The 22634-nt window shown below is 66.4% G+C and carries 17 protein-coding genes and 1 pseudogene; 10 read left to right on the top strand and 8 right to left on the bottom strand.

The features are described 5' to 3' along the window. The 3 genes from J7I85_RS10805 to J7I85_RS10795 all read right to left on the bottom strand — a co-directional run. Window positions 1–1191: aldehyde dehydrogenase family protein (locus tag J7I85_RS10805; protein WP_214851623.1), on the bottom strand; the 1191-nt coding region annotated here is incomplete at its 3' end. Between the two features lie 30 nt (window positions 1192–1221). After that, entirely contained in the window at window positions 1222–2022 is an 801-nt protein-coding gene (locus J7I85_RS10800; protein ID WP_214851615.1) for a MoaF C-terminal domain-containing protein, read from the bottom strand. A 58-nt stretch (window positions 2023–2080) separates the two neighbouring features. Beyond that, window positions 2081–3517, bottom strand: a complete 1437-nt coding sequence (locus J7I85_RS10795) for an APC family permease (protein WP_214851613.1) — start codon at window positions 3515–3517, stop codon at window positions 2081–2083. A gap of 215 nt (window positions 3518–3732) precedes the next feature. Between J7I85_RS10795 and J7I85_RS10790 the strand changes: the two genes are divergently transcribed. Next, window positions 3733–4341: a TetR/AcrR family transcriptional regulator gene (locus J7I85_RS10790; protein WP_214851611.1), complete on the top strand. Its 609-nt coding sequence runs from the start codon at window positions 3733–3735 to the stop codon at window positions 4339–4341. Between the two features lie 12 nt (window positions 4342–4353). On the opposite strand, the gene J7I85_RS10785 is transcribed toward J7I85_RS10790, so the two are convergent. Together J7I85_RS10785 and J7I85_RS10780 are read right to left on the bottom strand one after the other, a co-directional pair. Further along, a complete protein-coding gene (locus tag J7I85_RS10785) occupies window positions 4354–5658 on the bottom strand; it encodes an NAD(P)/FAD-dependent oxidoreductase (RefSeq protein ID WP_214851609.1) in 1305 nt (434 codons plus the stop codon). Between the two features lie 35 nt (window positions 5659–5693). Continuing rightward, window positions 5694–6047, bottom strand: coding sequence for a cupin domain-containing protein (locus tag J7I85_RS10780; RefSeq protein ID WP_214851607.1), 354 nt, complete (start codon window positions 6045–6047; stop codon window positions 5694–5696). Window positions 6048–6164: 117 nt separating this feature from the next. On the opposite strand from J7I85_RS10780, the gene J7I85_RS10775 reads away from it, so the two are divergent. The 4 genes from J7I85_RS10775 (at window position 6165) to J7I85_RS10760 (ending at window position 9970) form a co-directional block, all read left to right on the top strand. Then, the gene (locus J7I85_RS10775; RefSeq protein WP_251024207.1) at window positions 6165–6749 is read left to right on the top strand and encodes a TetR/AcrR family transcriptional regulator; all 585 of its coding nucleotides are present in this window, start codon (window positions 6165–6167) and stop codon (window positions 6747–6749) included. Window positions 6750–6899: 150 nt separating this feature from the next. Continuing rightward, window positions 6900–8036: an amidohydrolase family protein gene (locus J7I85_RS10770; protein ID WP_214851604.1), complete on the top strand. Its 1137-nt coding sequence runs from the start codon at window positions 6900–6902 to the stop codon at window positions 8034–8036. Between the two features lie 38 nt (window positions 8037–8074). Further along, window positions 8075–9421: a glutamine synthetase family protein gene (locus J7I85_RS10765; RefSeq protein ID WP_214851596.1), complete on the top strand. Its 1347-nt coding sequence runs from the start codon at window positions 8075–8077 to the stop codon at window positions 9419–9421. A gap of 84 nt (window positions 9422–9505) precedes the next feature. Further along, the gene (locus tag J7I85_RS10760) at window positions 9506–9970 is read left to right on the top strand and encodes a phage tail protein (RefSeq protein ID WP_214851595.1); all 465 of its coding nucleotides are present in this window, start codon (window positions 9506–9508) and stop codon (window positions 9968–9970) included. 41 nt (window positions 9971–10011) lie between these two features. On the opposite strand, the gene J7I85_RS10755 is transcribed toward J7I85_RS10760, so the two are convergent. Then, window positions 10012–10599 (bottom strand): HhH-GPD-type base excision DNA repair protein, encoded by a 588-nt coding sequence (locus tag J7I85_RS10755; RefSeq protein ID WP_214851644.1) that lies wholly within the window; start codon window positions 10597–10599, stop codon window positions 10012–10014. A gap of 67 nt (window positions 10600–10666) precedes the next feature. Between J7I85_RS10755 and J7I85_RS10750 the strand changes: the two genes are divergently transcribed. Continuing rightward, window positions 10667–11605, top strand: coding sequence for a 5'-3' exonuclease (locus tag J7I85_RS10750; protein WP_214851592.1), 939 nt, complete (start codon window positions 10667–10669; stop codon window positions 11603–11605). Window positions 11606–11673: 68 nt separating this feature from the next. Here J7I85_RS10750 and J7I85_RS10745 read toward each other — a convergent pair whose 3' ends face one another. Then, the gene (locus tag J7I85_RS10745; RefSeq protein WP_214851590.1) at window positions 11674–13830 is read right to left on the bottom strand and encodes a glycogen debranching N-terminal domain-containing protein; all 2157 of its coding nucleotides are present in this window, start codon (window positions 13828–13830) and stop codon (window positions 11674–11676) included. A 196-nt stretch (window positions 13831–14026) separates the two neighbouring features. On the opposite strand from J7I85_RS10745, the gene J7I85_RS10740 reads away from it, so the two are divergent. Further along, window positions 14027–15268, top strand: a complete 1242-nt coding sequence (locus tag J7I85_RS10740; RefSeq protein ID WP_214851642.1) for an MFS transporter — start codon at window positions 14027–14029, stop codon at window positions 15266–15268. Between the two features lie 118 nt (window positions 15269–15386). Beyond that, window positions 15387–17213, top strand: a complete 1827-nt coding sequence (ggt, locus tag J7I85_RS10735) for a gamma-glutamyltransferase (protein WP_214851588.1) — start codon at window positions 15387–15389, stop codon at window positions 17211–17213. Window positions 17214–17278: 65 nt separating this feature from the next. Here the strand turns inward: ggt and J7I85_RS10730 are convergent, their stop codons facing one another. Next, a complete protein-coding gene (locus J7I85_RS10730; RefSeq protein ID WP_214851580.1) occupies window positions 17279–17902 on the bottom strand; it encodes a hypothetical protein in 624 nt (207 codons plus the stop codon). A 166-nt stretch (window positions 17903–18068) separates the two neighbouring features. On the opposite strand from J7I85_RS10730, the pseudogene J7I85_RS10725 reads away from it, so the two are divergent. Both J7I85_RS10725 and hrpB read left to right on the top strand, forming a co-directional pair. Continuing rightward, window positions 18069–19819, top strand: a pseudogene (locus J7I85_RS10725) (DUF222 domain-containing protein). Between the two features lie 52 nt (window positions 19820–19871). Next, entirely contained in the window at window positions 19872–22601 is a 2730-nt protein-coding gene (gene hrpB, locus J7I85_RS10720; protein WP_214851578.1) for an ATP-dependent helicase HrpB, read from the top strand. Window positions 22602–22634 lie beyond the last annotated feature (33 nt).

Genomic DNA, 22634 nt, shown 5'->3' with positions numbered 1-22634 from the left:
GGCGTATCCGATGGCTTCATCGATGGTGCTGTAGCGGATGATGGGCAGGGCCGGGCCGAACTGTTCCTCGGCGACGAGCGGGTTGTCGTTGTCGATGTCTGCGACGAGGGTGGTCGGGTAGAAGTAGCCGGGCTGGTCGGCGTCGGGGTTTCCGCCGAGCAGGATCCGGGCGCCGGAGTCGCGGGCGGCTTCGACGAGGTTGGCGACGATGTCGTACTGGGCCTTGTTTTGCAGCGGGCCCAGGACGTTGTTCTCGTCCAGGCCGTTGCCCATCGGCATCGCGGCGGCCACGGCCGCGAGCTCGGAACAGACGGCGTCGTAGATGTCGTCGTGGACGTAGAGGCGCTTGAGGGCGGCGCAGGTCTGGCCGGTGTTCAGGAAGGCGCCCCAGAACAGGCCTTCGGCGATGGCTTTGGGGTCGGCGTCGGGCAGGACGATGCCGGCGTCGTTGCCGCCGAGTTCGAGGGTGAGGCGTTTGACGGTGTCGGCGGAGGATTTGATGATTGCCTTGCCGGCGGCGGTGGAGCCGGTGAACATGACCTTCCCGACGGCGGGGTGTTCGGCGAGGCGGGCGCCGACTTCGCGGTCGCCGGAGATGACGGACAGGACGCCGTCGGGGAGTTCTTCGTTGAGGACCTTGATCAGGGCCAGAACGGAGAGCGGGGTCATTTTTGAGGGTTTGACGACGGCGGTGTTGCCCATCCGCAGGGCGGGGGCGATCTGCCAGATGGTGATCATCATGGGCCAGTTCCAGGGGCCGATGGCGCCGACGACGCCGATGGGCTTGTAGTGCAGTTCGGCGTAGGTTTCGCCGTCGTCGACGACCACTTCGGGTTTGAGCTCGGTGGCGGCGGTGGCGCGGAGCCAGGCGGCGCAGGCGCCGACCTCGAAGCGGGCGTTGGGGCCGTTGAGGGGTTTGCCCTGCTCGCGGGAGAGCAGCTGGGCGAGTTCCTCGGCGGAGCGTTCGACGGCGTCGGCTGCCTTGAGCAGCGCGGCGGACCGGGCGTCGTGGCCCAGCGCAGCCCACGCGGGCTGGGCTGCGACGGCCGCAGCGACGGCGGTTTCGAGGTCCTCAACGGTGTGGACCGGCGCCTCGCCGACGACGCCGCCGGTGGCGGGGTCGAAAATGGTCCGGCTGTCTTGGCCGGGCGTGGCGGTAATGCTGGCAAGCAGTGAATCGTAGGTTTCCATCGGTACTCCTCGTCGAGTGGTTTTGTTCGGCTAGTGCTTGCGGTTGTCCTGCGGGTATTCGGTCATGTTCAGGACGCTGAGACGGGAGTTGAAAGGCAGGATGACCGGTTCGGCTGCGGGTTCGTCCCAGCCGAACATCCGCCCGATGGAGCGTTGCTCGCGCAGGTCAATGAGCAGCACCGCCTCAACAGTCATGACCTTTTCGGTCCAGAAGAAAAGGTAGAGGTCGTCGCCGACGTCGAAGGTCAGGCAGCGGTCTGTGTCGGCGAGTCCGGCCTCGCCGCCGCGGAGGCAGTGCCAGGTGAAGGTGCCGGCGTTGAGGTAGATGTGTTCGTAGGTTTCGACGTCGCTGTAGCGGTAGTAGATGCGCTTGCCGACCAGCCCGCTGGAGCGGGAATGACTGGCCGCAGACCCTTCCACGTTTCCCTGGCTGAACGTGGTGTGGCTGCGGATCTTGTCTCCTTCGGCGATGAAGGAGCTGACGGCGGTTGTAACGGCGCCGGTGTTTCTGTCGAGGATGATGGTGACATTTTCAGCGCGGCGGTCTTCGCCCTTGACGAAGTCGACGATGAAGATCCCGGGTCGCGCTTCGATCGCCTTATACCTGGCTGCACCCTGGTCCTCTTCGCCGTCGGCAGAGGTCCAAGTCAGGGACTGCGCGTCATGAAAGCTGTACGCAATTGCAGGGCCATTGCCCTGGGCGAGGTGCAGTGCGGTGCCGCTCAGGGCCGCGGAGGCGGGCAGGGTTTGGTCTCCGAATCCGTCGAGCATGGTGGCCACGGAGGGCCATTCGTTTTCGGGAACGTAGTCCTGGATGTCGGTCGCGGTCATGGTTTTCCTTTGGTTGAGAACGGTTTTTGCTGAACTGATTGGTTCTTTGGGTATGGCGTCAGACGATCTCGGAGGCGTAGTCGATTGACGGTTTCTGGGCTCCCCGGGCTATTCCTGCGACGAGGACGAAGGGGATTCCGAGGAGGAGCCAGCGTGCAACACCGCCGGCGCCGCCGAGCAGGGCATCGTAGTTGTCGAGGGTCAGGTAGCCGATGGCGATGAACGAAATGAAGGACAGGACAGGTGCGATGACGGTCACCCAGGGGTTGTCGCGGATTTTGGCTCTGGCGAAGAAGACGATGATCGCCGCGGACGTCAGGAGGAGGATGCTGATGAAGCCGGCGGTCCCGAGGGCCACGAACCAGGCGAAGACGGTGGTGATGGGGTCGGCCCCTGAGATCAGGAAGGCGCTGATGATGGCCAGGACCACGAGGCCGTTGACCAGCCCGGCGAACCTCGGGGCGCCGCTCTTTGAGACTGATGCCAGCTTTGCGGGCAGCGTCCCGGCGCGTCCCAGGGCAAAGAGGTACCGGGCGAACATGTTGGCCAAGCCCAGCATCATGGCAATGAAGCTGGTCACGACGAGGATTTGCATGGAGAGACTGAGCCAGGAGCCGGCGCTGCTCTGGGCGAGGTCGAAGATCATGCCGGCGGGGTTGCCTGCGGCTTCGGACTGGACCCGGTCGATGCCGATCGCTCCGCTGATTGCCCAGGTGGAAATCATGTAGAAGAAGCCGACGAAGGCGATGACGAGGTAGGCGGCGCGCGGAATCGTCTTGCGCGGGTTCACGGCTTCCTCCGCAAAGACGACTGTCGCTTCAAAGCTTGTGAAGCAGGCAAAGGCGAACAGCAGTGAGATGCCGAGTCCGGGTCCTAGGATGTTGGCCCCAGTGAACCCGTCGAAGGTGAAGATCCCGAACCCCTTTTGGGCAATCAGGGAAACGACAAGAGCGGCAACGACGAGGGTTTCGCCCAGGATCAGCACGCCCAGAACCTTCAGGCTCGCATCCACGCCCTTCATGGTCAGGGCGGTGGCCAGCGACAGCACGACGACGATCCAGAAGTATGGCGGCAGCCCAAGTCCTGTCAGGCTTTCGACGAGTTGCTGGGCGAAGACTCCGAACTGGGACCAGAGCCCCACTTGGAGGCTGACATAGGTCAGGATCGCGATGCCTGCCCCGCCGGTGGCCCACTTCGTTCCCAGTCCCTTGGCGATGTAGGCGACAAATCCCCCCGCGTTGGTGATGCTGTGGCTCATCCGCAGATACCCCACGGAAAACAGGGCCACCAGAAGGGCCGCGATGACGTAGATAACGGGGGTTCCGGGTCCGCTGGCCGCGAACAGGACAGGGCTCGCGCCCACAACGGCCGCCATGGGCGCAGCGGCAGCGATCGCAAAGAAGGCCACTGCGACGACGCCCAGCTTATTCGGCCGCAGACGGGCAGGGCTGGTGACGGTGCCCTGAGCGGGCATCTGTCCAGTTTGTTGATTCATGATGTGGCTCTTTCGCCGGGGCAAGGACTCATGAGTCATGCCTTATGAGTAAGTGTGGGTACCGGGTCAAGGCGCACCCCCTCGTGCGCGTTTTCCGGAGGAAGCGAATGTGACGAGCGGAAAGTGAGCCGCATCACGAAGCGAAACTCTACAAGTGTTTAGTTCTTGGTGTCAAGGGTCTCAAAACGGCGGGCGGACGGGGATAGGATCGGCTTATGAGCCTGGATTCCCAACGTTTGCCCTACGGGGACGGCCGCGATGCCCTGCTGGCAGCGGTTATTGATGTTGTTGCCGAGAAGGGCCTGCGGGGAGTCACTTATCGGTCTGTTGCCGCACGCGCCGGCGTGAACCACACGCTAATCACGCACCATTTCGGTTCGATCGAAGGGTTGCTTGCCGCCACTCTCGAATGGGCCGTACAGCGGTCCATCGATGAAACCGGGCTTGCCCGCGTGGCGGATTTCGACGAGCAGTTCGCCGATGCTCTCCTGGCCTCGGTGTCCGCTGAGCCGGAACTGCAGCTTTTCCAGTTCGAGATGCTTCTCGAGGCGCGGCGAAAGCCGGAGCTCAAAGCCCTGCTGGACCGCCTGTATGACAACTACATCTCCACCGTCGAAACTGCTCTCCGCCAGCGTTCCCTCGATACGGACGACGAACTTTCCAGGGCAGTTTTCGCCGCGCTTGACGGACTAATGCTCCAGTTCCTCACCTTCGGAAATCCGGCGAAGATCCGATCCGCCGTCGTCCAGGTCGGCAGGCTCCTTGAACGTTCGGGCGCAGCCGGCGACGCGAACGCCGCCGGCCTTTCCCCGGCAGGGAAGTAACGCCCAGGAAAATCAGGCGCTGTGCTCGTTTGCAATGCTCCGGGCTACTTCCAGCCCGGATTCGATGGCGCCGTCGATGAAGCCGCCCCAGCCGTTTGCATAGTCGGAACCTGCGAACAGGAGGCAGCCATGGGGCTGCTGGAAACCGGGAAGGGTCTCCGTCAGGAAGCCCGGACGGTGCATGGGCCAGGTTTCCCCTGAAAGCGCATCGCCGGTCCAGTCGTGGCTGGCGACGTCCAGGACTTCAAGGTCCGGCACCAGCAGGTCAACGGCGGCCTGGACCTGCTGGAGGTCGGTGGCGTCAAGGCGCGTGGAGTCGGGTCCGAAGGCAACCAGGATGGTGTTTCCGTCCTGGTCATACTCAGCCTGGGCGAAGTTCAGCGGCCATTCAGCGGCGCCAAGGGCAACGAACGGCTGCACGTCACCCCTGACTGTGACCCAGACCTTGATGCCCCTGGAGACCTGCCCTTCGGCGATGCTCTTCCGGCTTGCCCCGGGAAGCGGAGGTTCGAACGCGATGGTCCCCATGGCGCCGAGGGGCAGGGTGCAGATCACGTGCGCTGCCTGGAATTCGCCGTCACTGGTGAGAACGGTGACGTTCCCGCCGCTGTAGTTGACGGCCGCAACGGTCGTTCCCAGGCGGACATCTGTTCCGGCGGCGATGCCGTTGATCAGTTGGCCGGTGCCGCCCTGGATCTTGAAGGTGGCGCAGGCCTCGAAGTTGACCAGCCAGTCGCCGTTGGTCAGCGCGACCCACCGCAGGGCCTGGGTGAAAGCGGCGTCGTCGACCGGGCCGTTGAAGTTCAGGGCCCAGAAGGATTCCAGGACGTCGCGGGAGTAATCCGTGATCTGCAGTTCGGCGATTTTCTTGGGCAGGGAAACATGATCGATGCCCTTGATGTCGGGGTTGGTGAACGGAGCGAAGGGCTGCGGGAAGTACTGGCGCGATTGTTCGACCAGCTTTCGGTTGGGTGCATCGATTTCATTCAGCAGCTGTTCCGGGGTGCCCTCGTGCCGTGCACCGCCTGCCCACCAATAGGCAGTCCGGGGGACAGGGCTCTGAACGGCGCCGATCCCGTAGCGCTTCATTTCCGCCCATACATACGGCTGGGTCCAATGGACCCAGGTGCCGCCCATTTCCAGGGGGCGGCCAAGCCGGTGATCCAGCCAGGTGCGGCCGCCGATCCGGTCCCTGGCTTCGAGAACAATTACGGACAGGCCGGCCTGGCGCAGTTCACGGGCCGCAGTAAGGCCGGCGAAGCCGGCTCCGACGATGACGACGTCGGCCTGCCGGGTCTGGGGGATGGTGTTAGTCATGATGGAGCCTTCTGCTTTCAAGTCGTTGGCGACGGTCAGGAGTAGACAAAGAACTCCGTGGTGTCTTCGACGACGGTCCACCGAGTTTGGGCTCCTTTGTTGAATGAGGCTGCGGATCCTGGCTTCAGATCGAAGCTTTCGCCGCCCTCAACCTCGATGTGCAGGTGGCCCTCGATGATCTGGATGGTTTCGTCCGCTTCGATCAGCAGGTCAAATGGCTCGGGGGCCTCTTCAGTGGTGACGTGCCAGAAGCCGGCTGACAAGGCGGGGCGGTCCCCATCTCCGGGACGGCGCACCCACTGGACCTGGCCCAGAACGAAGGGCTCATACTTCTGCGGATCCAAGGCATCGTGGATGGTGAATTCGACGGCGCTCGTGGAAGTGGACATTGGTTCCTCCTTGGGGATGAATAACTCAGCAGTTGCTTAGTTGTGTGTTGCATCACAGCTAAGCATTTGCTGAGGTTTGAAGTCAATACCGTGCGGCCAGCGGCTAGAATCGGTGACATGAGCGGGCAGAAACAAAATGGTTACGGCACAGGGCGCGAAGCTTTGCTTGCCGCAACCGTGCACGTGGTGGCGCGCAAGGGATTGCGGGGCCTGACATTCCGTGCTGTTGCCGAGCACGCTGGCGTAAACAACACTTTGGTGGTCCATCACTTCGGCAAGCGGGATGCCCTCATCGAAGCCGCACTCGAATGGTCCGTGCAGCAGTCGATCGGCCTGTCACAGCTGGAGGCGCTGCCTGCGACCGAGGAGGAGTTCTGCCAGAGCATCCTGTCGTTGATTGAAGACAACCCCGATATCCAGATTTTCCAGTACGAAATGATCCTGGAATCGCGGCGGCACCCCGAACTGGCGGGGCCGGTGCGGCACCTCTACGACAGCTACATTGCGGCGCTTTCCCACGGCATCCAGCGGATCGGCTTTGGCGGGCAGGAGGGTGCTGCCCAGGCCGCGTTCGCAGCGCTGGACGGCCTGGTCCTGCAGCTCCTGGCCGGAGTGAATCCCAAAGGCGTCGAGGCAGCCATCCGCTACCTCTGGGTCGCTTTGGGTGGGCGGGTAAACACCCTGGCGGTCAACGCCAGCTGAAATCGGAGGCAGTCCCGCATGCGCGTTCTGCTCGTGAACCACGTCAGCCTCGACGGCGTCCTGCAGGGGCCGGGCCGCCCTGGCGAAGACACCAGTACAAGGACGGCCTCAACGGGACAATGAGCCAAATACGAACAGTTGGCGGGGATCATGACTGACGCAAACAGCCGCAGTGTTGACCTTCCCCTGATTGATCACCATAGTCATGGAGTCGTCGAGACCGAGCTGAGCGACGACGAGTTCAGGAGCCTGGCCACCGAGTCCGACTGGCCGGGACCTGCAGGCACGGACAGCCTCGATTCGCCCTTCGGGCTGGCGGTGCGGCGTTTCTGCGCCCCGATCCTCGGACTCGAGCCTCTTGCGCCGCTTGATGAATACCTCGCGCGGCGCAGGAGCATCGGCGCCGCAGAAGCTAACCGGCTGCTGCTTCGCAGCACGGGGACTTCCGACTATCTTCTTGACACGGGCATACCGGATACGCGCCTGCTGGGACCCGCCGCCATGGCGGCGCGTGCTGAAGCCCATACCCGCGAGATCGTCCGTATCGAGAGAGTGGCCGAGGACCTTGCTTCCGAGTCCACAGCAGCCGGCTTTGTTGCGAAACTCCCGGCGACGCTTGCCGCCAGAAGCCGCGAGGCTGTGGGGCTGAAATCCATCATCGCCTACCGTCATGGTTTCGACATTCCCGCAGAACGGCCATCCGGGCGTGAAGTGCTCAAAGCCGCTGACGAATGGTTCCGTACTGCGGAGAGAACCGGGATATTCAGAGTCAGTGACCCGGTCCTGCTGAGGTTCGGGCTTTGGTCGGGGATCGACGCAGGCCTTCCCATTCAGCTCCACACGGGATACGGCGACGGAGACATCGAGCTGTTCCGCGCTGATCCATCCCGGCTCAATCCGCTCTTTCACGCCACCAGATCACGGGGCGTCGACTTCATGCTCCTGCACTGCTATCCCTTCATCAGGGAAGCCGGGATCCTCGCCCAGGTCTTCCCGCACGTCTATCTGGACGTGGGTCTGGTTTCGCATTACCTGGGCCCGAGCGCCGGCACAGCGATCCGCCAGGCGGTGGAGATTGCACCGTTCAGCAAGGTGCTCTACTCATCGGATGCGTACGGCCTCGGCGAGCACTACGCCGTCAGCGCCGCTATCTGGCGAACTGCATTCGCAGCCGTGATGGATGACTGGGTCGCCTCGGGCTGGGCAACCCCGAACGACGCCGAACGAATTGCCGCGATGGTCGCCTCGAAAAACGCCAGGCGCGTCTATAACTTGAACAACACCTAGAGCTCAGTGCCGACCGGCTGAACAACGAAAGGAAAGCCGTGACTTCAAATCCAAAGGCAGACATGGATCTCCAGCAAGTCAGGGCTCTTGTCATTTCCAGCCTGGACAACGCAGGCGTTTCGAGGGTCAAAGTGCTGCCGGGGCCCAAGGTCGAGGGTGCCTTCCACAATGGCTGCGGCGTCTCAGTAAGCGTCGGAGTCCTCCTGGCCGCCGACGACCATGTCACCCGGTCATCCGAGATCGACCCCATAGTCGGAGACCTGCGCGGAATGCCGGACCGGGCAGCAGTTGCCGTCATTGACAAGGCAAGCGGCCTGGCGTGGGCGCCGGCCGACCTGGTGGACATGCGCGGTGCTCCGTTTCCAACCTGCCAGCGCACGGCACTCAAACGTGAGGCTGCCGAGTGGTCAGCGGCCGGGCTGGAGGTTTCGGTGGGCTTCGAGCTGGAGTTCACGGTGTTCAGCGGTACCCAGGGCGCGCCCGTTCTCGCACACGCTGGTCCGGGCTATTCTGCGGCCGCATTCCTTCAGCTGGAGGCATGGCATCTGGACGTGCTCACGGCACTTGTGGAGGCCGGTGTTCCGGTTGAACAGATTCACCCCGAGTATGGCCAAGGCCAGGTGGAAATCGCCCTGGCCCCGAGGAGCCCGGTTCAGGCCGTGGATGATTACCTTCTCGCCCGGTTCATCGTCGCCCGGGTTTCCCGCCGGCATGGATTGCACGTTTCTTACTCGCCAATAGCGGATTCGAACACCGCGACCAACGGATGCCACATCCATTTCTCCGCGAGGAACGGGGATGGCAACGTCTTCTACGACGCTGCAGCCGCTACGCAAATGAGCCCGGAAGGCGAGAGCATGATCGCAGGCGTGCTCGGCAGGCTGGCTGAAAGCGCAGCATTGCTGGGAGGAAGCGCCTTAAGCCTGGCCCGGCTTCAACCAGAACAATGGGCGGGCAGTTTTATTTGCTGGGGCACGGGCAACCGCGAGGCCGCCGTCCGCTTCGTGCCGGGCCTGAAGGGCTACGAGGACGAGCAATCGAACGTCGAAGTGAAATGCTGCGATGGATCCGCCAACCAGTACCTTGCCGTAGCAGCCATTCTTGCCGCCGCGATGGAGGGCTTCAGGGGACGGCTGAAACTGCCTGCCGAGGTCACCGTCGATCCCGGGACCTTAAGCGAGGCGGAGAGGGAGCGACTGGATATCCGGACATTTGCGCCTGACATGTTCACGGCCCTGGACGATCTGGACGGCAGCAGTTTCCTCCGCTCTGCATTGGGCCATGAATTGCTGGACGCCTATGTGGCTGTGCGGCGGGGTGAAGCAGATCGGTTTGCCAAGCTTGACCGCGAGGCTGTGATTGCGGCCCTCCGCTGGCGGTACTGACTCCAATCGATCAGGAATCGAGAAGCTGGCCGCGGCGCCGGACATTAGGGTAGGGAAAGTGATGAATCATGATCAGGAGGGCGCATGCCATACACCGTAGACTTCCAGAACGTGTCCACCGTTGGCGTGGAATCGTCCCCAGTGGCGGAACCGCTGGCAGGACTGCGTGCCAACGAGGCGCGTTATTACAAGAACAAGTACGATCACGTTTTCACCGTCAGGCCCGCCAGCGAGGCGCCGGAAACGCTCGACTGGGTGAACCGCATCCTCTCAGAGGAGCGCAGCATTGCCATCTCGTCCCGACCGCTTGAGGTGACTTCCTTTGAGGTGGACGGTTTCCGGATGGCGTATGTGTTCTACGAATCCGGCCTGTCGATCAACGTGATGTACGGCATCGAGGACGGATCGAAGCGAGCAGTGGGGTTCAAGCTCTCACAAGGCATGGAAGTTCCGGAGGAACTCGCATCAAGCTTCAAGTTCGCGCGCCAAAAGTCGAAGCTGGCCGGCGAGATCCGCGGCTCTTATTTCGTGATCAAGGGCGAGTACTGAGCCAACCGCTGAAGGCGAACGGCCGCCGTCGTACGCAAGCGCTACTCGGCGGCGGGCGCCTTCGCTGCCTTCGCGGCAGCCTTGGCTGCCTGCTTGCTGGCACGCACCTTAGTCAGCGACTCCGGGTCCACGATGTCCGCGACTGAGAGGTATGAACCCTCCTGGCCGTAGTGGCCGGCGGCCTCGCGCCAGCCCGGCGCCTCGAGTCCGCACTGCTTGCCGAGCAGCGCCAGGAAGATCTTGGCCTTCTGCTCGCCGAATCCCGGCAGTGCCTTCAGCCTGCGGAGAACTTCCTTTCCGTCGGGTTCGTCCCGGGTCCAGATAGCGGTCGCGTCGCCGTTCCACTCGCCCTGCACGGCCTCGGCGAGCGCCTGGACGCGGCCGGCCATGGAGCCGGGGAAGCGGTGGACGGCCGGACGCTCCTTGAAGACCTCGACGAAGCCTGCCGGATCATGTTCGGCCACGGCGGCAGGACTGATGGACCCGATGCGCATGCGGATCTTTTCGGGTCCGGCGAACGCCGACTCCATGGTCACCTGCTGGTCAAGCAGCATGCCGGTGAGCAGCGCGAAAGCGTCATCGCTGAGCAGTTTGTCGGCGGCGTCGTCGCCGGTGATGTGCAGTTCCATTGGCTCATCCTCCCACCTCCGGTCCGTGTCACGGGCACTGCGCGGTGAATCCGTGTCAGGATCAGTCATGGTCAACCGCCTGATGCTGCTGGACACCGCCTCCCTGTACTTCCGCGCCTTCTACGGCCTGCCCGACACCATCCGCAAGGCCGACGGCACCCCGGTGAACGCCGTCCGCGGCCTGCTCGACATGATCGCGCGGCTCACCACGGACTACGGCGCCACGCATCTGGTGGCCTGCTGGGATGACGACTGGCGTCCGCAGTGGCGGGTGGACCTCATCCCGACCTACAAGTCCCACCGCGTCGCCGAGGTGAGGCAGGCCGTCCCGGACGTGGAGGTGGTGCCGGACGCGCTGGAGGCGCAGATCCCGCTGATCCGCCACGTGCTGGACCTCGCCGGCATCGCCGTCGTGGGCGCTACGGAGCACGAGGCCGACGACGTCGTGGGCACCTACGCCAGCCACGCCGACCTTCCGGTCGACGTGGTAACGGGGGACCGGGACCTCTTCCAGGTGGTCGACGACTCCCGGCAGGTGCGCGTGATCTACACCGCCCGGGGCATGAGGAACCTCGAAGTCATGACCGACGCCGTCGTGGTCGGGAAGTACCGTGTGCTCCCCGAGCAGTATGCCGACTACGCGACCCTGCGCGGCGACGCCTCGGACGGGCTGCCGGGCGTCGCAGGCATCGGCGAGAAGACCGCCGCGGCGCTCCTCCTGGAGCACGGCACACTCGACGGGCTGGTAGCAGCGGCGGCGGATCCCGGAGGCGGGGTGTCCGCCTCGGTCCGCTCCAAGCTCGCCGCGGCCGTGGACTATCTCAAGGTGGCCCCCGCCGTCGTCAACGTGGTGCGCAATCTGGAGCTGCCGTCCCTTGAGGAGGCGGGGGCGGAACTGCATGCTGTCAGGGGCGAGGCGCGGGAAGAGCTCGAGCGGCTCGCCACCGAGTGGAACCTGGGCGGCTCCGTTCAACGGCTGCTGCAGGCGCTGGACCGCCGCCCGTAGACCGGCCCTAGCGCCGCTGGACCGCCGCCCCTGAATCCGGACAGGACCGAGAGAACGATGCCGGAACCTTACTTTCCCAGCCCGGCTTCAGCTAGCAGCTCCGTCAGCCACGGCCGGTGTTCGCGGTGGAAGGTCAGTCCTTCCGGCAGCCCCTGCACGGAGGGCTCGGAACCCGCGATGTCGATGGTGATCCGGCCACCGCCCATGGGTGCGTTGGTGATGTGGAGGTCGCCGTAGGATTCGGGTAGCACGGGGTCCATCCACATGCCGCCCCGGGACACATGCGCGTCGTACCGCATCAGGCTGGTCACCAGCATGATCGGCGTGGTGGCCGCCCATGCCTGCGGGGAGCACGCCGTCGGATACGGCACCGGTTCCGTGACCTGGTCCCGGCTGAAGCCGCAGAACAGCTCCGGCAGGCGTCCGTCGGTGTATTCGGCCGCTTCCAGCAGGGCCGTAGCGATCCGCTGCGCTTCCTCCACGAAGCCGTAGCGCAACAGGCCGGCCGCGATGATGGCATTGTCGTGCGGCCAGACCGAGCCGTTGTGGTAGCTGGCAGGATTGTAGGCACCCATGTCGGTGGCCAAGGTCCGGACGCCCCAGCCGCTGAACATCTCAGGGGACATCAGCCGCTCGGCTACCAGCGGCAGCTTGTCCTCATCCACGATGCCGTGCCACAGGCACTGCCCCATGTTGGAAGTGCACGCGTCCACCGGCCGCTTGTTGCGGTCCAGCGCGACGGCGTAATAGCCGCGGTCCGGCAGCCAGAACTGTTCGTTGAACTTCTTCTTCAGCTGCGCCGCCTCTTCGGTGAGCCGGGCGGCCAGAGGCGCGTCGCCGGCGTCGTACGCCATCCACGCCCTGGACAGGAGCGCCGAGTAGACCAGCGCCTGGACTTCGCAGAGCGCGATGGGAGGCTCGGCCAGCGTCCCGTCCTCGAAGTTGATGCCGTCCCAGGAGTCCTTCCAGCCCTGGTTGATGAGGCCCTGGTCGTTGAGGCGCTCGTACTCGACGAACCCGTCGCCGTCCTTGTCGCCGTAATTCCTTACCCAGTCCAGAGCGCGGTCGGCATGGGGCAGCAGCGCTGCAATCGTGTCCTTCGCGAAGCCCCAGCGGCTCACCGAACCGAGCGCCATCACGAACTGCGGCGTGGCATCGACGCTGCCGTAATAGGCGGATTTGCCGCCCAACGCCAGCCCGCTGGAGATACCGAGCCTGACCTCATGCAGGATCTTCCCCGGTTCCTCCTCGCTCATCGGATCCACGACTTTGCCCTGCCGGTCGGCCAGCGTCTGCAGGGTGCCCAGCGCCAGGGACGGATCCACCGGCAGTGCCATTTCCGAGGCCCACAGCGAGTCCCGGCCGAACAGCGTCATGAACCACGGGGCACCGGCTGCCACCACGATGCGCTCCGGATGTGCGGGATCCTCGATGCGGAGGGCGCCCAGGTCGTCGTAGCTGCGCCGTAGGGTCCGCTCTATGGAACGGTTCGCCATGTGCAGCTTGGGAATCTTCGCCACCCATTCCTGCCGGCGGCGGTCGCTCGGGGATACCTCGCCGGCCGCCGGACGGATCAACGACGACGGCGGGACCCCGCCGCCGCTGGCGGCAGGCGCGACGCTCACCCGAGAGCTCCATGCACCGCGCGGCGGGACCACCGTCTGGAACGTGAGGGAATCGGCCGTGACCTCGGCGCCGCTTGCGTTGACCACGACGCTCTTCACAAGATCCTGCCAGCTGGCCCGGATCACCAGCGAGCCGCCCTCGGGCTGGCGGGATTCCTCCCAGCGCCGCTGGACGCGTGCCTCCTTCACTTCAAATAGATCAGCGAAATCCGATTCAACACTGAGCGAAACGATGCACTCGGTCTCCTTCGAGGAGTAGTTCCGGATGGTGATCTCCTCGCGGATGCCGGCGCCCACCTCGCGTAAGCGCTCCACGATCAGGGGACTGTCAGCGTACCCGTCAGAGCGGGGAACGCGGCCAATAAACAGCGCCCGGTAAGGCTCCTTGGTCTCCGCCGTCAGCGCCTCCAGGGGCAGGCCGTTCACAGACAGGTTCCAGCGGGACAGGATGCGGGTGTCCTCATGGAAGACCCCGTGCGGGTGCTCCGGGTGGATATCCCCGTTCGCCGAGGAAATGCAGAAGGACGAACCTTCCACCAGCGTGACCGTGCCCGACCCCACCGGACCGGCAGCTGTGTCAGCATTCCAGCCAGCAGCCATTCCCGCCTCCTTCAACGGCTCAGGAGGGAGGCCGGCGCTGTGCGGACCGGAGCCGCACTATTGGTCGCCGCCATCCTCCGTTGGGCACGACGCTACGCTCGAACGCCTGCCGATAAAAGGGTCTCTGGCGGGCGCCGGTCAAGACGACGAGAATGGGCTCGTGCCCCAACTTCGCGCCGGGACGGACAGTGAGGCTATGAATCCGGCGGCCCGCAAAGTGCAGCGCATCTACCTGACGCTGACACTGGGCAATACCCTTGCGGCCTCGTTCATCTGGGGCATCAACACGCTGTTCCTGCTCGATGCCGGGCTCAGCAACCTCGAGGCCTTTGCCGCGAACGCCTTCTTCACCGCCGGCATGGTGCTGTTCGAGGTGCCCACCGGCGTGGTGGCCGACGGCTGGGGGCGCCGGGTTTCCTTCCTGCTCGGCACCGCCACCTTGGCCGTCTCGACGCTCCTCTACTACCTGCTGTGGCAGCTTTCCGCCCCGTTCTGGTCGTGGGCAGTGGTGTCCGTGCTGCTCGGTTTGGGCTTCACCTTCTTCTCCGGCGCCGTCGAGGCCTGGCTCGTGGACGCGCTGCACTTTTCCGGCTACGACGGTGCGCTGGAGACGGTACTCGGGCGCGGCCAGATGGTGTCCGGCACCGCCATGCTCATCGGGTCGGTGGCAGGTGGCGTCATTGCCCAGGCCACCGACCTCGGTGTGCCGTTCCTGCTGCGAGTAGGCGTGCTGCTGGGCATGTTCGCCGTGGCCCTGTGGCTCATGCACGATGTCGGCTTCACCCCCGAACGCTCCGCGCATCCCCTCCAGGCAACCCGCGCCGTCCTTTCAGCCTCCATCGAGAACGGCCTGAAAAATCCGCCCGTGCGCTACGTGATGCTGTCCGCGCCGTTCACGGCCGGCGTCGGGATCTATGTCTTCTACGCCCTGCAGCCGTACCTGCTTGAGCTGTTCGGCGACCGCAGCGCGTACGCTATCGCAGGTTTGGCCGCAGCCATCGTGGCAGGGGCCGAGGTCCTCGGCGGCTGGCTGGCGCCGCGCTTCCGCCGTCTGGTGCGCAAACGCACCACGGTGCTGATTCTCAGCGGGGCCGGGAGCGCACTGATCCTGGTGGCGCTCGGCTTCACCCGTGAGTTCTGGGTGGCCCTGGTGCTGCTGGCCGCCTGGGCGCTGGTGGCCGAGGTCGGGACCCCGGTGGGGCAGGCCTACCTCAATGACATGATCGACTCCAGGCAACGGGCAACGGTGCTCAGCTTCGCCTCCCTCACGGGCTCGAGCGGCGGCGTGGTGGTGCAGCCGCTGCTGGGGCGGGCCGCCGACGTATACGGCTATTCGGCGTCGCTGGCGTTCAGCGGCGTGATCCAGCTGGCGGCGGTGCCGTTCCTGTATGCCAGCCGCCGGCAGCGCGCCGCGGCTGATGAAGCCCACGGCCGTTGATGCGCACGGCGGCCGTTACCGCCGATGGCCGGTGAATGTTTTCGCCGTTGAGTGTCCTTGCCCGGCGGAGTAGCGTGACAGTACCGTCAACCCGCAGTACACCGTCCCGGGAGCGACCATGCCACACCTAAGAAGCCGAGTAGCAGCCGTCACCACGGCCCTGGCAGTGAGCGTGACGGCGGGGGCCGTCGCCAGCCCCGCGTTTGCTGATGAGCGGGTGACCGAAAAGACTGCGACCGCCACCGGATATGGCGGCGCGGTGAGCACCGTGGACCCGGAGGCATCCGCCGCGGCCATCGACATCCTCCGCAGGGGAGGCAACGCTGCAGACGCAGCGGTGGCCGCTGCGGCCACCCTCGGCGTGACAGAGCCCTACAGCGCCGGAGTCGGCGGCGGGGGCTACTTCCTCTTCTACAGCGCACACACCGGCCGGGTCAGCACCATCGACGGCCGCGAGACGGCCCCCGCGGCCATGCCGCACGATGCCTTCATCGATCCCAAGACCGGCAAACCCTACAACTTCACCCCCGAGCTCGTCACCAGCGGCGTTTCGGTGGGCGTGCCCGGCACGCCGGCCACGTGGGAGCGCGCACTGGACCGGTGGGGAACCAAGGACCTGGACGACGTCCTCGAGCCGGCCATCAACGTCGCGGACCGCGGGTTCGTGGTGGACGCCACCTTCCGCCAGCAGACACTCGACAACAAGCTCCGCTTTCAGGCGTTCACCTCCACCAGCAAGCTCTTCCTCCCCGGCGGTGACGCGCCCGCCGTCGGCAGTATCTTCAGGAACCGGGACCTCGCGGCAACCTACCGGCTGCTCGCGGACAAGGGAACACGCGGCTTCTACCACGGCGCGCTCGCGAAGGAGATAGCGGCGACTGTGCAGGCGCCGCCCAAGACCAAGACAACCAGGCTGCCCGTCCCGGCCGGCCACCTGACGACTGCGGACCTCGCCAAGTACCGCGCCCTGAACCAGTCGCCCACCCACGTCGAATACCGTGGCCTTGACGTCTACGGCATGGCCCCGTCGAGCAGCGGCGGTACTACCGTGGGCGAGGCGCTGAACATCCTTGAGCCGTTCGACCTTTCCGGGATGTCCAGGCCCACCGCGCTGCACTATTACCTCGAAGCCAGCGCTCTCGCCTTTGCGGACCGCGGCAAGTATGTGGGCGATCCGGCCTTTGTCGACGTACCCACCAATGCCCTGACGGACCCGCTGTTCGGCAAGGAACGCTCCTGCGAAATCAACCCGAAGCGGGCGGCCGTGAAGCCGGTGGCCCCTGGTGACGTGGCGAATTACGACGGCGCGTGCCCGGCCGCCGTGGCGGCCCCGGCCAGCGAGAAGGACACCGAGAACATCTCCACCACCAACCTGACCGTCGCTGACAAGTGGGGCAACGTCGTCGAGTACACCCTCACCATCGAGCAGACCGGCGGGTCAGGCATCGTGGTTCCCGGCCGCGGGTTCCTGCTGAACAACGAATTGACCGACTTCTCCACCGTGTACGACCCGAAGGACCCGAACCGGATTGAGCCCGGCAAGCGGCCTCGGTCCTCGATGTCCCCGACGATCATCCTCGAGGACGGCGACCCGTTCCTCGCCCTCGGCTCGCCCGGCGGCTCGACGATCATCACCACCGTCCTGCAGACGATTCTGAACAGGGTGGACCTGGGGATGAGCATCTCCGACGCCATCGCGGCTCCGCGGGCGGCGCAGCGGAACTCGGCCAAGGTGACGGCCGAGCCCGCATTCATCACCGCGTATGGAAACCAGCTGAAGCCGTTCGGACACGAGTTCACCCCGTCCGGTGACGCGTTCACTTCGGCAGCGGAGATCGGCGCAGCCACGGCCATCGAGTTCAAGTCCGGCGGCCGCCTGGTCGCCGCGGCCGAGCCGGCCAGGCGCGGGGGAGGCTCCGCCATGGTGGTCAAACCCGCGAGGTGAGACCCGCCGTCGTTCGTGGGAAAGCCAGCCCCTGCCTAAAGCGAGCCATTACGTAAGGCGAGCCGCTAAGCGAGGCTGTCGCCAGAGCCCGGCAGTAACTGCCAGTTCCGGATCTGCGACGGTCCGAACTCCACCGTGAGCGGACGGATTTCCCAGGAGCCGCCTCCTTCCCGTGAACGGCGTTCCCCTGAATGCCCCTGTGGCTTTGGCTTGCCCACGGCAACGTGGGGGCGCCACTTCGGATACCGGTAGCCGAGTGCGCGGGAGCTGAGGATGAAGTCATCGGGGTTGTCCACCAGCAGGTCATCCAGCAGCTCGTGGAGGGCATGGACGAGGGAGACCTGAAAGTCCCGCACGCCCTGGGGCACGTCCACCTCGAGTCCGGACACCCTGCCGCCGCCCAGCAGAACCAGTCGCTCGGCCGTACCGGAGAAGCCCTCCAGCACGGGCAGCGCGCGCAGCCAGTCGACAGTTGCAACGGCGGCCGCTGCAGAATCGGTGGTTCCCTTCGTCCATTCAGCAACGTCGGCGGCGAAGTCCTCCAGCATGCCGATGTGGAGCAGGGTCATGTGCAGGCCCTGCGGCCTGCGCAGCCCGTCCGTGTACGCGGCGAGCTGTTCGTAGTCCGCGGGTTTGGCTCCGACGGCGAGCACCGGAACCTCAACCGTGATGCGGGGAAGCCTCAGCATCCGGACCTCCTTGTCATTGGCCGCCGTCGTGATTTTTCGCCTGTGGATGATGCCATTATGCGCTTCATAGGGTGCCCCAGGATTTCGTCGGGTCTGTGACCATCAGGCCGTGGAGGTCATTCTGTGGTGCGGCGTTTTTGTCATACCCCGCTGTCATGCTGTGGGTATGGAAAGCACAGCTGCTGTGGAGGCGTTGGAGGCTATTGGTGCCTCTGCCGCGGCGCTGGCTGCCGAGCTGCGCAGGACGGCTGATCCGGGCCCGGCGGGCGTGGATCCGCTGCCGGATCAGTCGGATCCCCTGCAGGAGCGGGCGGAGGCCTTCCTTGCCGGGCTGGCTGAGGTGTCAGGGATGGAAGCGCGGGTTGCGGCCGTGAAGGTGCACCTGGCGGCCGGTTTCGCAGCGGCGGAGGAGGCGATGGCGCCGCCTGACGCGTCCGTGCAGGAACAATCCGTCCTGCAGATGTCCGTGACCGCGGAGGTGGCGGGCGCGCTGACCGCGAGTGAAGGGTCGGCGGCACGTTTTCTGGAGGAATCCGCCAGGCTGAGCACGGATTTGCCGTTGACGCTGGCCGCGCTCGGGTCAGGAACAATCTCCTGGCAGCACGGGCGCATCATGTGCGATGAGACCGATGGGCTGGATCCCGCGGCTGTGTCGGCGTTTGAGGCGCATTTCCTGGACCCGGACGCGCCAGGGGCTGCGGGGGGTTGCCCGGCCGGGGAGCTGACACCGTCCAGGTTCCGGGCCAAGGCCCGCTATTGGCGGGAACGGCACCACCCGCTCAGCATCGAAACCCGGCACCGCAAGAGTGCGAAGGACCGGCGGCTGGAATACGTCCCGGACCGGGACGGCATGGCCTGGCTGTCGGCGTATCTGCCGGCGGATCAGGCTGCCGGGATCTGGGACCGCACCACCGCCGCCGCCCGCGCCATGCAGGGCCCGACAGAATCGCGGACCCTGACCCAGCTGCGGGTCGATGCCGCCGCCACATGGCTGCTCACGGCGGACTCCGGGGTTGATAGCGGGGCTGAGGGCCCGGCCGCAGGATCCGTCCCGGCCGATGAGGTGTCAGCTGGTGGTGTGCGGTCCCCGACGGCGCAGGTCCTGGTCACGGTTCCGGTGTTTTCGCTGCTTGGCCTGACGGAGGAACCGGCGACGCTGGATGGTTATGGGCCGATTCCGCCGTCCATGGCCCGCCGGCTCGTCGCCGACGGCGGGACGTCGTTCCTGCGGGTGTTGACCGACCCGCGGGACGGGGCGCCGCTGGAGATCGGACGGACCAGCTACCGGCTGACGAAGCCGATGCGCCAGTGCTGCGGCTGCGCGACGCGCGCTGCACGTTCCCGAGCTGCAACAACTACTCCCTGGACAACGACGCCGATCACGTCCTGGCCTGGTCCGACGGCGGCGGCGGCACCGGCGTCAGCAATCTTGGCCAGCCCTGCCCGAAACACCACCGGCTGAAACACGCCACGGCATGGAGACCGGTCGGTGCCACCCGGGACAGGCCGCCTGGTTGGGTCTCACCCTCGGGAAGGTCCTACCCGGCCGAGTACCAGGACTGGGAACCACCCAGCTGGCCGGAACCACCACACGTCGCGGACTGGCCGGAACTGCCGGATTGGCAGGAATTGCCACCCGGCCAGAACTGGCCCGAACCAACACCCGGCCAGGATTGGCCAGAGCCCTCGGACTGGGCCATGCCACCGACCTGGTCTGAACCAGCGGAGCGGCCAGACGAACCCGATACGTTCGACGCCTTCAACGACTACTCAGGCCTGGGCCGTTACCCGTGCCCTGAACCTTCAGAACCTCCCGACTATCTTGATGGCGTTGAGAGCCCGAAGGCACCCGACGGGTCTGAACCACCACTGCCAGTTGATCCATGGCCTTACTGGTCGTCATCCACGGCAGCCTAGGAAGCCACGTGCCCGTGTCAGGTCGCGCCGCTGCCACCGGCACAATGGAGGAGTGACTTCCGCACCCCTCCCGCAAGATGCCCCACAGGACGCCCTGGCACCTTCCGCCCCGTTCGACCTGCAGGCCATCGGTTCCGGCCTGGTCTTTGCGGAGTCGCTGGGGGAGCTGGCCGGTGTACTGGGAAGGCAGGGCGCCGGCGGAGCCGCGGTGGTCCAGGCCCCGCCCGGTACCGGCAAAACGACACTGGTGCCACCGCTGGTTGCCAACCTCCTGGCACAGGCAGCCGCCGGGGATGGGCTCGCTCGCATCGTGGTGACCCAGCCGCGCCGGGTCGCCGCCCGCTCGGCCGCGCGGCGGCTGGCAGCCCTTGACGGGACGAAGCTGGGGGACAGGGTGGGGTACACCGTCCGCGGCGAACGGCAGGCTGGTCCCGGCACCCTGATCGAGTTCGTGACCCCCGGCATCCTGCTGCGCCGCCTGCTGGCTGACCCTGGCCTGGACGGCACTGCCGCCGTGATCCTCGATGAGGTGCACGAACGCGGCCTGGACACCGATCTGCTGCTGGGCCTGCTCGCCGAGGTGCGCCAGCTGCGCGGCGACCTCATGCTCGTCGCCATGTCCGCCACCCTCGACGCGCCACGGTTCGCGGCCTTGCTCGGCGCGGATCCCGGCGGAGAGCGAATCGAAGAGGCCGACGGCGGCGGGCCGGCTCCCATTGTCGACTGCCCCTCCGCGCTGCACCCGCTGGAAACGGCATGGGCCCCCGCCCCGGTGGCGCGGCTGGACAGCCGAGGCGTGACGCGCGCTTTCCTGGACCATGTGGCGGGCACCGCCGCGGGGAGCTACGCGGAAGCCCTTGCCTCGGACGCCGGCACCGACGCCCTGGTGTTCCTGCCGGGCGCCTGGGAGGTGTCGTATGTGGCTGGCCGGCTCCGCAGCCGGGTGGGTCCCGGCGTCGAAATCCTGGAACTGCACGGCCAAGTCAGCCCCGCCGCCCAGGACCGTGCCGTGTCCGGGCGCCAGCCGGGGGATCCCGCCCGGATCATCGTGTCCACGGGACTCGCCGAGTCGTCGCTGACGGTGCCCGGCGTCCGGCTGGTGGTCGACGCCGGCCTGTCGCGGGAACCGCGCCGTGACGCCGGCCGCGGCATGACCGGCCTGGTCACCGTCTCCTGCTCCCGGGCCTCGGCCCAGCAGCGCGCCGGACGTGCAGCGCGGCAGGGGCCGGGGAAGGTGGTCCGCTGCTATGACCAGAAGACCCTCGGCGCTGCGCCCGCGCACCAGACGCCTGAGATCGCCGTGTCGGACCTGACGGGTGCCGCCCTGATCCTCGCGTGCTGGGGTTCACCGGGCGGCCGTGGGCTGGCACTTCCGGACGCCCCGCCGCAGGGGGCGATGGGTGACGCCGCCGAGGTGCTGCGCGAGCTTGGCGCCGTGGCGGACGACGGGCTGGCCACTGAGCTGGGCAAAGCCCTTGCCCGCATCCCGGCCGATCCGCGCCTGGGACGTGCCCTCCTGGTCGGGTCGGCGCTGCTGGGCGGAGGTTCGGCCGGCCGCGCTGGTTCCGGAACTAAAGGTTACGGAACCGCCGCTGAGGTGGTGGCCGCCGTCGCAGGGGACCAGCGCGCAAATGGAGCGGACCTGCCCCGGCTGGTGTCGGCGCTTCGCTCCGGCACGGACCCCGCCTCCAAACGCTGGGCCGAGGAGGCGCGTCGGCTGGACACCATGGCACGCCAGGCACCGACCGGCGTCGGGCTTCCCTCCGTCGCCGTGCCGGCGGGAACCGCCGAACAGATCGGTCTGGTCGTGGCCCTGGCGTTCCCGGACCGGGTAGCCCGCCGGGTCCCCGGGGACGGGCCGGAGCGTTACCTGCTGACCTCCGGCACCCGGGCCGGCCTTCCCGCCGGCAGCCCCCTTGCGGGGCACGAATGGCTGGCGGTGGCCGAGGTTGCGCGGGCGGACGGGCGGGACGCCGCCGGGACCGGGGCGGTGATCCGCTCTGCCGCACCGCTGACAACAGACACAGCCGAGGCCGCAGCAGCGCACCTGCTGCTCGATTCGGTCGAGGCAACGTTCAGCCAGGGCCGGGTGACGGCCCGCCGGGAGCGGCGGCTGGGCGCCATCTCGCTCTCCTCCACGCCCGTGCGGGCTTCCGCGGGGGAGGCGCGCGCCGCCGTAGCCCGGGCGCTGGAGGAACAGGGGCTGGGAGCCATCGGATGGTCGACGGCGGCCGACGGACTGCGCCGCCGTCTCGCCCTGCTGCACCGCGAACTGGGCGAACCCTGGCCGGACATGTCCGAGCAGGCCTTACTGTCCCGACTCGGCGACTGGCTCGGTCCGGAGCTGGAAGCGCTGGCCGGTGGTGCCGCTACCTCCGGCATTGACCTGACGGATCCTCTGCGGCGGCTGCTGCCGTGGCCCGACGCCGCCCGGCTCGGCGAGCTCGCCCCGGAGTTCCTGGAGGTGCCCAGCGGCTCCCGCGTCCGGATTGACTATCCTGCGGCCGGGGACGACGGCGGCAGGCCGGTAGTCGCCGTCAAGCTCCAGGAATGCTTCGGCTGGGACCGGACGCCGCGGCTCGCCGGCGGACGGGTGGCGGTGCAATTCCATCTGCTGTCGCCGGCCCGGCGGCCGCTGGCCGTGACAGACGACCTCGCCTCCTTCTGGTCGGGGCCCTACGCACAGGTCCGCGCCGAGATGCGGGGCCGCTATCCGAAGCACCCCTGGCCCGAGGACCCCTGGACCGCGACGGCGACGGCACGGACCAAGTCCCGGAAGTGACTACCTTTCGGAAGTGACGACCGCGCGGGAGTG

Source organism: Arthrobacter sp. ISL-65, assembly GCF_018613795.1.
GTDB lineage: Bacteria > Actinomycetota > Actinomycetes > Actinomycetales > Micrococcaceae > Arthrobacter.
This window is presented reverse-complemented; position numbering and strand designations above follow the sequence as displayed.

Excerpts from the sequence above, each read along its gene's own strand:
- J7I85_RS10795 (WP_214851613.1), bottom strand. The coding sequence starts at position 3,517 with ATGAATCAACAAACTGGACAGATGCCCGCTCAGGGCACCGTCACCAGC.
- J7I85_RS10775 (WP_251024207.1), top strand. The coding sequence starts at position 6,165 with ATGAGCGGGCAGAAACAAAATGGTTACGGCACAGGGCGCGAAGCTTTG.
- J7I85_RS10785 (WP_214851609.1), bottom strand. The coding sequence starts at position 5,658 with ATGACTAACACCATCCCCCAGACCCGGCAGGCCGACGTCGTCATCGTC.
- J7I85_RS10730 (WP_214851580.1), bottom strand. The coding sequence starts at position 17,902 with ATGCTGAGGCTTCCCCGCATCACGGTTGAGGTTCCGGTGCTCGCCGTC.
- J7I85_RS10780 (WP_214851607.1), bottom strand. The coding sequence starts at position 6,047 with ATGTCCACTTCCACGAGCGCCGTCGAATTCACCATCCACGATGCCTTG.
- ggt (WP_214851588.1), top strand. The coding sequence starts at position 15,387 with ATGCCACACCTAAGAAGCCGAGTAGCAGCCGTCACCACGGCCCTGGCA.
- J7I85_RS10745 (WP_214851590.1), bottom strand. The coding sequence starts at position 13,830 with ATGGCTGCTGGCTGGAATGCTGACACAGCTGCCGGTCCGGTGGGGTCG.
- J7I85_RS10755 (WP_214851644.1), bottom strand. The coding sequence starts at position 10,599 with ATGGAACTGCACATCACCGGCGACGACGCCGCCGACAAACTGCTCAGC.
- J7I85_RS10800 (WP_214851615.1), bottom strand. The coding sequence starts at position 2,022 with ATGACCGCGACCGACATCCAGGACTACGTTCCCGAAAACGAATGGCCC.
- J7I85_RS10740 (WP_214851642.1), top strand. The coding sequence starts at position 14,027 with ATGAATCCGGCGGCCCGCAAAGTGCAGCGCATCTACCTGACGCTGACA.
- J7I85_RS10760 (WP_214851595.1), top strand. The coding sequence starts at position 9,506 with ATGCCATACACCGTAGACTTCCAGAACGTGTCCACCGTTGGCGTGGAA.
- J7I85_RS10790 (WP_214851611.1), top strand. The coding sequence starts at position 3,733 with ATGAGCCTGGATTCCCAACGTTTGCCCTACGGGGACGGCCGCGATGCC.
- J7I85_RS10750 (WP_214851592.1), top strand. The coding sequence starts at position 10,667 with ATGGTCAACCGCCTGATGCTGCTGGACACCGCCTCCCTGTACTTCCGC.
- J7I85_RS10770 (WP_214851604.1), top strand. The coding sequence starts at position 6,900 with ATGACTGACGCAAACAGCCGCAGTGTTGACCTTCCCCTGATTGATCAC.